Genomic DNA, 11,406 nt, shown 5'->3' with positions numbered 1-11,406 from the left:
CGTGGAACTTGCTCTTGATGAGCGGCTTTTTTTCGTTCTTTTTCCTGTTTGACACCGTTAAACCGCCCTTTCTCAGCCCTCCGCTGGCATGAATGGAATTTATCAGATGCCTTATAAATTCGTTCCGGCCGGGCAGCCTCAAAATGCGCCCCTAGCTTTAAAAAGAGTGATTAAGCGATCTATTTTAGCCTCATAACCGCGCCGAATCCTCTGGAGACCGACTTTCCCAGTCCCATGTGATCTGGTATGGCAAAGCAGGTGGTGAACTCCCCTCGAAAGCCTGTAACCTTTGTGCCCTTGAGCATGCAGATCTCATCTTTCATCCTCCCCAGATCCAGCCTTATGTGCTCTTTTGCCACATACCCCAGGCCTTTGGAGGCGGAGAGGATGTTGCCCACCAGAATCCTTCTCAACAAATCCCTTCTCTCCTCCTCAGATGCGGCTACATACTTGGCATAGTTCTCCTGGCTGAGGGCAATCCATGGGCTCATAAACCTGTAGCTGAGAATCCCATCTGTGCAGCCAAACTCCTCGCTCTTTACGGTCACTTCCCTCTCCATAATGGTGTAGCTGCTCTCCCCTAATCTTATTTTATCAAACTTATCATAAATTTCTTTCAGTACCTCAGCACCCTCATCGATTCCCAGGACTAAAGGATTGCCGTTGATCATCTTATACTGGATAAGGGGATACCTGTAGATCAGCTTGTCTGTGTTATGCTGGTGCAATGGGGCATATTCATTGAAGCTGGTGGCAAAAAAGCCACGCAGCTTTGCCCCATCCCCTCGCATGGGGGAGTCGGAGCGCAGGGTTAGACGGAGGATTTTGAGGTTCATGCAGATACCTATTAGATCAATATGCAGCTATCCCTTTCCCCTTTTGGGTTTTCGAGATCAAATCCTATTTCAGTTGAGTAGGGCAAAGTGCAAATTATATATTTTCTATCATAAATAGTCTCTGATAAGTAGAAGTAGTCTTTGCCATAGTGAGCATACCACCACTTAGGGATCTTAACTTTATACTTATCCAATGTTTTGGGATTATCATTAATATCAGACCAATATCTTTCAGGTATAACATCGATGGAGATGTCTTTTATGTTTCTAACTTCAACCAGATTTCCTTCATCCTCGGAATATCTTATCTCTTTTGGACTGTAGCCAAATAAAATGCATTTTTTAAACACATTTTCTAAATTTTGTGGTCTTAATTTGATATCAGAATATACTCTATCACACCATTGTTTTATCATCTCATAATTGATCGGTGAATCTTCAATAACTTCGTTGGTTCGTTCAACAGTATCTATTTCATCTTTATCAGTGGCATAAGGCAAATGGTCTTTTGGTTGATAGATATACATAAAATGCTCGTTATTGTGATTCTTTCCGCCTCTGTTCAATCTCCCTCCTCTTTGTCCAATAGCATCAATAGGAGCCAGTTCTGTGTGCATGATGTCGCACGAAATATCAACACTTATTTCAATGGCTTGAGTTGATACTAGTATCCAAGGCTTTTTGCCCTTGAGATTGTTTATTTCTCTTTCTTTTTGACTTCTGTCGTTGAATGTAAATTGAGAATGAAGCAAAAATAGATTATCTCTAGAAATTTTATTTTCCAATAAATGATATAAGTCTTTGGCCCTTCTTACAGTGTTTACGATTATTATTTGATTTTGCTCATTATAGTAGATTTTTGCAATGTCGTCAATTGCCTCGAAGACAGATTTTGAGTTTTTTTCAATAATAAAGGGCTCCAACTTCAATCCTTCTACATCCTCAATTAAAGTATGTGGTTGTATTTTATTCAATTCCTCAACAATAAAGCTCGGTAGAGTTCCACTCATGGCAATATATGGTATATTTAGATCTCTCAATATTTTTAGACTGTCTAATATATATCTCAATGTATGACTTTCATAGTAGTGGATTTCATCTAATATTATTACTGAATTGAGAATATTTCCAAGCGCGAAGTCCGCTTGTTTGTAACCATGTACTAAAGAATAAATCAAATGATCTATTGTTGTTATAGTAACGGGTTTATCAAATACTTTCTCGTCAAAAACCAAACTCTTAATATCTTCCTCTTTGATATCGTCTGCCTCATAATGCTGGTATCTACTCATCCCATGATATAGTCCCACATTTTCATTTCCAAAAATACTTTTTAACCTTTCATACATCGCATTCGAGGTTATTTGTGTCGGCAATGCAAAAATGATTTTATTTTTATTCTTCGCCTTGATTATACTTAATGCTCCCAATAGCGCCCCTTCTGTTTTACCTCTTCCACATGGAGCAGAAATTATTGTAGAATCCTCTATTTTGGCTAGCTCTCTTTGAAACTCGTAGAGTTCTCGTTTCTTATCCGTTCCATTGAATTCTAAAATAGAATTTCTTTCCGAAGAGAAGATGCTATTCGCTCTATAATTTATAGTGTCAAGAATGCTATTTGACTCTTCAATGAGCGGACCAAATACTCCTTGTCTTAAATCCAATTCATCAAAGTATTTGCTTGCTTTTTGGTCGCAATGTTTTAGAACAGATAAACACAATGAGTAGACTGCTTTTGTCTGAATATTTTTATCATTCGTGTTTTGTTTTCGTTTTAAATCCCTTATCATTTTTCTAATGTATTCATTCAATTCAATTTTTGAGGAGTAATCCTCATAAATATAAATAGGTTTAAATTTATTATCAAACAATGGTTCAAAAAATTTTGAATAAATATTTTGGTACATATTTATCCATGAATTGATCTCATCATTTCGATAATTTATTTTTGGTGATAGATTAGCATCTTCATATATCCTATTATACAACTGGGTATGATGAGATACTACAAGAAGCCTTAATAAATCATTTAAATTTTCAGGTAAATCTGAATTTATAATCGGAAGTCCAAAAAAAGCATGAGAAAAATAGCCACCTGGTTCACCTCTTATTATTTTATATTGGAACTCTTTTGTCAGCTTTCCTAAATCATGCAAGAACACAGACATGAACATGACATTGATAAGTGTATCGAAGTCCATTTGGTAATTTTCTGAGAAATCATTTAAGGTATTTTTATTTTTTAATAAGTAATCTTTAAGTATCACTAAGGAATCAGTAGTATGTCCTTCAAATGTTTGAAATACTAGATCGTTGGATCTCTTGGCAATTTGTTCAGAAAGACACATATTCGTCCCCAATTTCGTAACATATAACGGGTTCATTCATCTCCAGTTTCGCACCTGGTTTTGGGGCTGCAACAACGGCATCTTCTCTGCAATAATCTCTTTTCTTGATATTAATAGCCGCGAATTTATATGGAACTCTGCCTATAATTCTGCGCTTATCGAGAGGTTCCACTTTGTCATTCAATCTAATAATAGAATCAATTTTATCGCTTTTAGTTTCTTTAGCATTAAATAGTTTCATATTACGTATAATCACAAAATCGTCTGATGCACCAATATACAATGGCCTGGCCGGATCTTCCAAGGCTTGTCTTAATTCATCCATATCATTTTCTCCGCCTAGAACGAAAATCTTGCAGAGCATGGGTGTTATATATTCTTTAATAAATGGTGCACTTGAACTTCGAATATGTTTTAATCTTTCAAAGATGATTCTTTCTTCATCACCTAGAATCGATGAGTCACCATTATTATTTTCTACCTTCTTATTTATATCTTTCTCATTTTTATTCAGATTAGACTTCAGTTTTTTCATTAAAACCATATTCTGAGATTTGCCAGGTTCATTCAATGGCTTAAGGCTTATTTCAAACTTATCTTGCAAACTATAATCATCCCGTTCCAATCCCAAAGAATTTGCTAATAGTCCTCTGATCGTCGTATAAGGCGGAAAAGAATATGAAAGGAGTGTTATAGTTGAAAAGGGCTTCCTGAAGTTAACGAGATAGGGTGTCTCTAACTCAAAACTTAGGCAATTCATTTTAATCAACTTCAGCTATAACCATATCAATAGCTTCAATAGGTGTCTTAAGTTCTATTCCATGTTTTGTTAAGATTTGCTTTATATCTTCTTCATTTCCCAGCGTGCCAGATAGCAAGCCCGCGTATATTTTATCGCCCTTTAAAGATCTGAGCACCTGATCCAATCTTTCAACATTTAGATTTTTACCATCCTTTAGTTCTAAAGCCTTTTGCAGCACGTGGTTGTATTTATCTTGAATTGCGATTAGAATTAGGTTTGGCGTAAAATCCGTTAAGAGGCGTGCTTGCTTAGAATAATCTGACAAGTTTTTAAAAGCCTCTAATGCAGTCTTGATTCTCGCCGTTTTAACATCACTTGAGACTCTATCCTTAATTTGCATTTTTTTATTTTCAATTATTTCTTCTCCACCTACTTTAGCCAAATCAATGGACAACCCTGCTTTATAAATATTAACTGCCAGTTCAACATTTACTATGTCCCCTTTTAGCTCTCCTGCACTTTCCTGTGGTTTCCTTCTTGTAAGAAAATCAACAGTCATATTGTCGTTTAGCGGCAATAATCCCATGGCAGGGGACATTTTAATGGGTGAAACCCGAATTTGTGCACCTTGATCTTTTAAAGTCGTCATGAAACCAAACAAATCGCACAAGATACAATTCGTGATATCCCCACAGGTCTCTCCCTTCTCATTAGCCACGCAATACTCCTGCGGAGATGCTAACCTTCGGATGCTCTCCTTTAAATAGTATCTCATTGCCTGGCCACTCACATATGGATAATCTACTCCTTCGATTTTATATTTTTTTAGATCTACTAAATTACTTCCTCCAACTCCAGAATTGAGGTTCGTCAAACCAGTCTCAGATAACCATATCGCACTTATAGCCTTTTTATTCATTAATATCACCTATTTTGAATACCTTATCGCTCCAAGATAAAATGTTGAATACACTATTACAATATCCTTTATCTCATCGAAGTTGCTTTTATATCTATTTACCAAATCCATTAAATTAGCTAAAGGCTCCGTATAGATAGAATCATCTGACTTTTTGCCCATGCTTATTGCTCTCAGACTTATATTCTTCAACTGCTTAATTAATTCTTCTGCACTTCGTATTCGGTCAAGCTGATAAAGATCGGATATATAATTGTTGGCAATTTTCCCAACCACTTGTCCACTCTTTCTCATTATCTCCATTTCATCCTGTTCAAACTGCACCATCTTTGCACCTCCATTGATTTATTAGTGGATAGAGCATTTCTTTTTGTATTCCTGCCAAAATGCAATTCTGTCGTATCTGAAATGCCTTTGAAAATGTCTTGAAATCATTCATAACAATTCCTTTTGACATTAGGTATTTATTTTCTCGACTCAAATTATTATCGATAGCATCACTATTTAATGATTTAGTAAAAGACTTCTCGATGAGATTGGAGTATGGTTTTTGAAGAACATTAAATATTTTTTCTAGACTTTGAATATTTGGTATCTTTATCTCCTCTAGATATGAATATTTTGTCTGATATGTAGCACCCGTTCCTTTGATCTTTAAACAAGCCCAATTATCGCTATACTCAAAAATTCGCATCTGTTCAAACAGGGAAAGCAATAACGAATACTCATCCTTTGCGTGTCTCTCATACACTCCACCTTTTTTTCCGGTGAAAAGTTCCATTATATTGCTATTACGACCTTGCTTTAGAGACTCCCTAATCATGTCTTTAAGCTTGTGAAGCTCTTTGATATCATCCACCTTAGGAAATAGGATATAATTAGTCAAATTATCATTGTCGCATGTAAACGGATTATCATCAAGCCATTCGATAGAGCCCAAAAATGCACACTTAGAGCATGAATGGTATTCTGGCTCCATCTTTCTAATACCACACTGGCTCTTTAAGCTGCCTATAGACATCGGATAGATGGTTTGAGATACCTGGGAAATATCATAATCATCACTATAATTATCGCTACAAATGTCACAAATTTTCGTACCGGTTTTTTCTTCTTGGGAGAAAAGGTAATCGCAAATATCTTGTTTTGTTTTTGTTTCTTTCCCAAGGAAATTGACATATTTTCCCTTATGCATCGTGGGCAAATATGCCCGATTGGCCTTTTCTTGAGTACCATCTTTTTTAATCTTTAAATAAGTTAATTTAAATTTAATTAATTTTTCGATATTATCAACTAATTGAGCTATTTGATCTTCTTCCAATGAGTCAAATGCTATGCCTCTATTCCACTCAACATCGATGTCGACTTCTTCTAGCAGATGACCCAAAAATTCCAATGCATTATCAAACCACCAATCATAGTATTGCTCTATCTTTATCTTGCTGCTCATTTCTCTGCCTCAAACACAAATATTCTTATACGTGCAGTCCACGCACCTGGCCTTCTGCTTTGTCCCTTCGGGATAGTAGCCCCTTTGTATGATCATCAGTATCTCGCGCACAATCTGCTTTGCCATCTCAAAATCCTTTTGCCTGAAGTCAATTTCTGCCACATAGTTATTGCTCCTGGTATAGCAGACGAAGCCCTTCTTCACATCCACGCCAAAATGCTCCATAATCAATATCCCGTAAAGAGCCGCCTGGTATTTGTGCGTCCTATAGATTGTGTTCTTGAACTCCGCATACTTGTAATCCAGAGGTGCCGCTGTCCCATCCTCCAAAAACAGGACCTCATCCACCTCTCCCTTGAAATGGTATTTGTGCGAGGTCAGGTAAACGGAGATCTCCTTTCGGGTGCATTTTAGCCTCTTTCTCAAGTAATCCCGGTTAACCTTCTCGCGAACCTCATGAAGCTCTCTGCCTTTTAAAACCTTGAACCTCTTCTCCTGGTGCTCGGGAATCATTAGGCATCTCTCGAAGAATATGAACCTCGGGCAGAACAGGTACTCCAAAGCATCGGAGACTGTGACGAAAACCTCCTGCTCGATCTGCTGCTCGGGCTCAGGTATCGCTGCCGCTTCGCCTTCCGCCTGCATCTCAGAACACCTTGGTTATGGTCATCCCGCTCACCAGCTCTCGATCGAACCCTGCTCCGATCAGCTTGATCTTATCAAAGCAGTCCTCGCACATGGGGAAGACGTAGACGGAATCCGATTCGTCAATAATCGCCTCGCACTCCAGGGTCAGGGAGTCGGACTCATTCCGGTTCAGGTCTCCCAGAAATGCGCTCTTCTGCACCCGAAACAGGCCGTAATTCTTGCAGATCTTCGCCACCCGGCTGCGGTATCTGTTTTCGGATATGTCGTAGATCACCCAGACCAACATAATCAGCCTCGATTGCACTCCTGTGCATTCTCGCTCTCGTCCATCTGCGCCCGTTCCTCTTCTCGCTCACCTCTGTCTTCCCTGCCTTTGCCATCCGATTCCCGGCATACTTCCTCTTCCAGGATATCCAGATCGAAGTCCTCCGGCAGCTCCTGACCGGGCCGGATGAGCCCATTGGCAATCCTGTGGCACTCCATCTGTATGGTGTTCCTCCTTTTCACATTGCGCCCTCGGTAGGGGATTGGCTCCTCGAGGGCTTTGTTGAGCGACTCGATCAGCGCTGCTTTCCCCTCTTTGCTCAGGCCCATCCCCTGCTCCAGAGGCTCGAAGAACCCATCCTTCACCATCCGCCTGGAAAAGAGAAAAACCACCGTCTCATCTACATATATCCGGAACATCTCTATGATATCGAATACCAGCGACTTCTTATTGTATGAGTCGCTGTGCAGAAAGCCGAGGTACGGATCAAGCCCCGCTATGATGCAGCCCTTCTCCACCAGCGAATAAAGGACGCCATATCCGTAGTTGAGAAGAGCATTGAACTCGTCCTTGGCCGGATTTCTGCTCCGTCCTGCAAACCGATACCTCTCCGGCATGATTGAAGAGATGGCCTCAAAATAGGCCCTGGCAGCCATACCCTCCAGGCCGAGCATATCCTGCCTCCTGGATTCAATTGTGCCCCGCAGCCTCTTCATCTGCTCTCGTGAGTTTTCTATCTCCAGTATGTATCCGTCCAGAAGATCCCTCTTTTCCTCTCTGGTCTTCCTCATCCGTCCCAGAAGGTCTATCTGATTCTCCAGCTTCCTCAATCCCCACTCTTTTGCCAGATTCAGGCCGTCTAGGGTATCGTATACCTCAAGCTGCCTTCTCCGAATCAGGGTTGTGCTTCCCAGCTTCGGATGCCATACCCTTCCATAGGGATCTCCATGGGAATCGAGAAAAACGATATCGATGTTGTTGTCCACTGCCAGCTTTATGGCATCGGTGGTGATGTACGCCGCCGTAGTGATCAGTATGCTATTTACCTTGCCGACAGCAATCTCAAAGCTCCTGTCCTCCCTCTTCACCAGAAAGCAATTGCCGTTCTTGCGCAGATATGCTCCATAGCTATTGATCACGAGCTGCAAATGATTACCTCTAATATTGCTTTGTCAGTCATCTGTCCTTTATGATTATTAACCTTAACCAATCTGCATATTTGACCTAAAAAGCAAATCACGCCAATCTCGCCTAACCGTCGGAATCTGGGTATCCAAGCCACCCCGGCGTTGAGGGGGCCAGAGCACTGCCGCGCGTTTTATCGCGCGCGGCGTCCACAAAAAAAAAACAGCCTGTTGGATCAGTCTTGGCAGTAATGCAATCAAGGTTTCGGAAATCGACCAAGGAAATGCTTCTTTTCAATCAGCTTTTGCAGATCAACCTTCCAGAATCAACCTTCCAGAACCATCCGATTCAATTCCCGGATTTTTCGATCCTCGTCTTAAATCTGACGACAAACAAGACAGAGCAGATAGTTCTTTAAATAAGAAAGTCCAATCATTGAATGATGATGGTGAAGGCAAGATATGAAAATAATGTTCTCAAACCTCTGGAAAAGCTCGATTTAACAGAAGGAGATGTAGTTGAAATCGAGATAGTTAAATCAAATGCAGATAGACTAGTTGGCCTTCTAAAAGATATCGATATAGATTCAGTCGACCTGCAGCATGCTGCAAGAGATATCTGGGTGAGAAAGGTTGTATCTGATTGATACCAATATTTTTCTGGAGGCAATGCTGGAGAGGAAATATAGAAATGATTGCCTTACATTGCTAAGAATGATCGATAAAGGCGAAATTAATGCCTTTGTAACGACCTATTCGATTCATTCCATTGAGACCATTTTAGATAGAATCGGAAATTTGGACGCTCTCAGGACATTTTTAAAAAGCATTGGAAGGATGAAAGGCTTGAACATCTACAATACTGACCTCAGAGATGAGCTTGCAGTTATAGATGAAATGGCAGTAGGCCTGGATTTTGATGATGCTCTGCAATCATATGTCACTAAGAAGCTCAATTTGCAGATAATAAGTTTTGATAGACATTTTGATGGAATCGAAGGGATAACCAGACTGAGACCGAAGGACGTACTATCTGCTGAGAAAAAAGAATAGCTAGAACCATCAACTGCAAGGACATTTTTTTCCCAAGCCACCCCGGCGTTGAGGGGGCCAGAGCACTGCCGCGCGTTTTATCGCGCGCAGCGTCCACAAAAAAAACAGCCTGTATGGATCAGTCTTGGCAGTAATGTAATCAAGGTTCAGGAACCGAAGGACGTATTTTCCGCTGAGAAAAAAGATTGACCAGAACCATCAACGGCTGGGCCTGGCACTAGCCCTCTTGCAGCACTCCATCCAGCCAGTTGAATATCCTCTCGTTCGAGATGGTCATGGCGCCCATCTGGCAGTGCAGCCCTGCTCCCTCTTCCGTGGTGAAGAGCAGATACTCTTTCGGACAAGTTAGGGCGTCGTAAAGCGGCCTCGCCTGGCCCGCCAGGAGCGTGTCGTTATCCGAATCGACAACAAGGGTGGGACACTTGATCAGCGGGGCTACGTCCTTCAGCGTATATGGAGCGATCATTCGGAAGTATTCGCTGGGGGTTTGCGCTCCGAAAACGATCATGCCGTGTTCTACCGCCCAGCCTGTCTCGATGCTCTGGTTCATGTACTCGCTCATCTCCTGGTCGAATTCCCGCGACGCATTCTCGTCGCTCAGGATCTCCTCCATATCAGGCGGGGCTTTTTGCATCACGCTGGCATTGAAGTCGTAGACGCCTCCATTGGCGATGCACGCTGCAATGCGGTGGTCAAAGGCAGCAGCTCTCGGTGCCAAGTAGCCGCCGAAGCTGATTCCCATGAGGGCAATTCTATCCGGATCGACCTCGCTCAGGTTCTGGGCAAAATCAACCACCGGCGTTACTGCGGCCTCCCAGTCAGGCCTGAAGGGCATCCCTTGTACTCGGATCATCTCACCCTGGCCAGGCCCCTCGAAGATCAGCACGTTATATCCCCTATCGATAGCGAATTTTGCCACCCCGAAGTAGAGCTCTTCACCAGTTCCGTCAAAGCCGGTATGAACGATCAGAGTCGGCCTACTGGTGCCGTTGCCGTCCACCAGACACAGGTAGCCAGGGAGGGTGGTATTCTGGAAGGGTATGCGGACCGGCCTGATGAGGCCGCTGGAGAGGTTTGCCGCCTTAATGAAGCAGTCATGGCTCTTCTCCCAGGTGGACACAATCCTCGGATCGTCGGGATTGATGTCCAGGTAGAATCCGGCGTTCCGGTAGTAGTTCGAGGCCCTCATGAAGGCTTCCTTTGCGCTGACCTTATGTCCACTGGCCAGGAACTCCTCGGCAGTACTCTCCAGCCTGGCGGCAGTTCTGTTCCATTGGCCGTACCAGCTCTCAGCATTGCCATCTTTGATGCGAAAAGCTGTGTCCAGACATTCGTTGATGTCTGCGCCTCCGCTTGCTGTATAGCCGATGGTCCGGAGGAACTGGAAGTTGAACTCTTGATTCTGAAATACCGATCCCGAAATGTCGGTGCTGTTCATCTCATCAGCTCCTGCTGCGACAAGAGGTACGATCAACAGGCTCAGAAATACAACCTGGCAGAGCCTGAATCCGAAAAGAAAATGATTGAGCATAGAATTGTCCTCAGAGAACATAGGATATTATTAATGGTACTTAAATTTTAGCCCGCATTCAATTATAAAATTATCGTCTTGCAGCGGGAAAGATATATCAATATTGAGTGGCATAAAATTGACTATGGTTCAAGAGAGCGTTTATCGAGCTATTGAGCTCGTAGGATCATCCCCCATCGGTTGGGAAGATGCTGCCAAAAACGCAATCGACACGGCACATAAATCCATCTGGAACCTAAGGATCGCACGGGTTGCTGAGCTTGATGCCAAGCTAGATGAAAAAGGTAATATAATACTATACAGAATTAAATTAAGAATATCCCTCAAATACGAAGACTGGAAGATAGAGCTGGGCTGGAAGGTTCCAAAGGGGGACGCAACCAAGTCCCTCTGCTGAGGCAAATCGATACCACTGAGCGATTCGGAAGAATGATTCCACAAAGCAAATTCGCGTTCTCTTCGGCGGCTCTGGTGCCTGATCGCTCTTCCA

The 11,406-nt window shown here is 42.0% G+C and carries 13 protein-coding genes; 3 read left to right on the top strand and 10 right to left on the bottom strand.

What is annotated here, in order from left to right:
- Nucleotides 1–179: 179 nt before the first annotated feature.
- The 9 genes from BP727_RS06320 to cas1 are packed head-to-tail and all read right to left on the bottom strand — an operon-like array spanning nucleotide 180 to nucleotide 8,347.
- Nucleotides 180–836, bottom strand: coding sequence for a CRISPR-associated endonuclease Cas6 (locus BP727_RS06320; protein WP_286857913.1), 657 nt, complete (start codon nucleotides 834–836; stop codon nucleotides 180–182).
- Between the two features lie 11 nt (nucleotides 837–847).
- Nucleotides 848–3,184, bottom strand: coding sequence for a CRISPR-associated helicase Cas3' (gene cas3 / locus BP727_RS06315; RefSeq protein ID WP_286857911.1), 2,337 nt, complete (start codon nucleotides 3,182–3,184; stop codon nucleotides 848–850).
- Nucleotides 3,171–3,944 (bottom strand): CRISPR-associated protein Cas5, encoded by a 774-nt coding sequence (gene cas5 / locus BP727_RS06310; RefSeq protein ID WP_286857918.1) that lies wholly within the window; start codon nucleotides 3,942–3,944, stop codon nucleotides 3,171–3,173. Before cas5 ends, cas3 begins: the two co-directional genes overlap by 14 nt.
- Before the next feature lies 1 nt (nucleotide 3,945).
- Entirely contained in the window at nucleotides 3,946–4,845 is a 900-nt protein-coding gene (cas7i, locus tag BP727_RS06305) for a type I-B CRISPR-associated protein Cas7/Cst2/DevR (RefSeq protein WP_286857910.1), read from the bottom strand.
- 9 nt (nucleotides 4,846–4,854) lie between these two features.
- The gene (locus BP727_RS06300; protein ID WP_286857908.1) at nucleotides 4,855–5,172 is read right to left on the bottom strand and encodes a hypothetical protein; all 318 of its coding nucleotides are present in this window, start codon (nucleotides 5,170–5,172) and stop codon (nucleotides 4,855–4,857) included.
- The gene (locus BP727_RS06295) at nucleotides 5,159–6,295 is read right to left on the bottom strand and encodes a hypothetical protein (RefSeq protein WP_286857906.1); all 1,137 of its coding nucleotides are present in this window, start codon (nucleotides 6,293–6,295) and stop codon (nucleotides 5,159–5,161) included. Before BP727_RS06295 ends, BP727_RS06300 begins: the two co-directional genes overlap by 14 nt.
- A 9-nt stretch (nucleotides 6,296–6,304) precedes the next feature.
- Entirely contained in the window at nucleotides 6,305–6,940 is a 636-nt protein-coding gene (cas4, locus tag BP727_RS06290; protein ID WP_286857904.1) for a CRISPR-associated protein Cas4, read from the bottom strand.
- Between the two features lies 1 nt (nucleotide 6,941).
- On the bottom strand, nucleotides 6,942–7,229 hold the full coding sequence (gene cas2 / locus BP727_RS06285; protein ID WP_013720556.1) for a CRISPR-associated endonuclease Cas2: 288 nt from the start codon (nucleotides 7,227–7,229) through the stop codon (nucleotides 6,942–6,944).
- A 2-nt stretch (nucleotides 7,230–7,231) separates the two neighbouring features.
- Nucleotides 7,232–8,347: a CRISPR-associated endonuclease Cas1 gene (gene cas1, locus BP727_RS06280; RefSeq protein ID WP_286857916.1), complete on the bottom strand. Its 1,116-nt coding sequence runs from the start codon at nucleotides 8,345–8,347 to the stop codon at nucleotides 7,232–7,234.
- 425 nt (nucleotides 8,348–8,772) lie between these two features.
- Here cas1 and BP727_RS06275 point away from each other — a divergent pair, with 425 nt between their 5' ends.
- Both BP727_RS06275 and BP727_RS06270 read left to right on the top strand, forming a co-directional pair.
- Nucleotides 8,773–8,979 (top strand): antitoxin family protein, encoded by a 207-nt coding sequence (locus BP727_RS06275; RefSeq protein WP_013720558.1) that lies wholly within the window; start codon nucleotides 8,773–8,775, stop codon nucleotides 8,977–8,979.
- 22 nt (nucleotides 8,980–9,001) lie between these two features.
- Nucleotides 9,002–9,385 (top strand): hypothetical protein, encoded by a 384-nt coding sequence (locus BP727_RS06270; protein WP_273279072.1) that lies wholly within the window; start codon nucleotides 9,002–9,004, stop codon nucleotides 9,383–9,385.
- 217 nt (nucleotides 9,386–9,602) lie between these two features.
- Here the strand turns inward: BP727_RS06270 and BP727_RS06265 are convergent, their stop codons facing one another.
- On the bottom strand, nucleotides 9,603–10,916 hold the full coding sequence (locus tag BP727_RS06265) for an alpha/beta hydrolase family protein (RefSeq protein ID WP_273278643.1): 1,314 nt from the start codon (nucleotides 10,914–10,916) through the stop codon (nucleotides 9,603–9,605).
- A 124-nt stretch (nucleotides 10,917–11,040) separates the two neighbouring features.
- On the opposite strand from BP727_RS06265, the gene BP727_RS06260 reads away from it, so the two are divergent.
- The gene (locus BP727_RS06260; protein ID WP_273278644.1) at nucleotides 11,041–11,313 is read left to right on the top strand and encodes a dodecin family protein; all 273 of its coding nucleotides are present in this window, start codon (nucleotides 11,041–11,043) and stop codon (nucleotides 11,311–11,313) included.
- Nucleotides 11,314–11,406: the final 93 nt, after the last annotated feature.

This window comes from Methanosaeta sp. UBA356, from assembly GCF_002496465.1.
GTDB classification, from domain to species: Archaea; Halobacteriota; Methanosarcinia; order Methanotrichales; family Methanotrichaceae; genus Methanothrix; species Methanothrix soehngenii.
The sequence above is the reverse complement of the archived record's forward strand: the minus strand, read 5'-3'. Positions and strand labels throughout refer to the sequence as shown.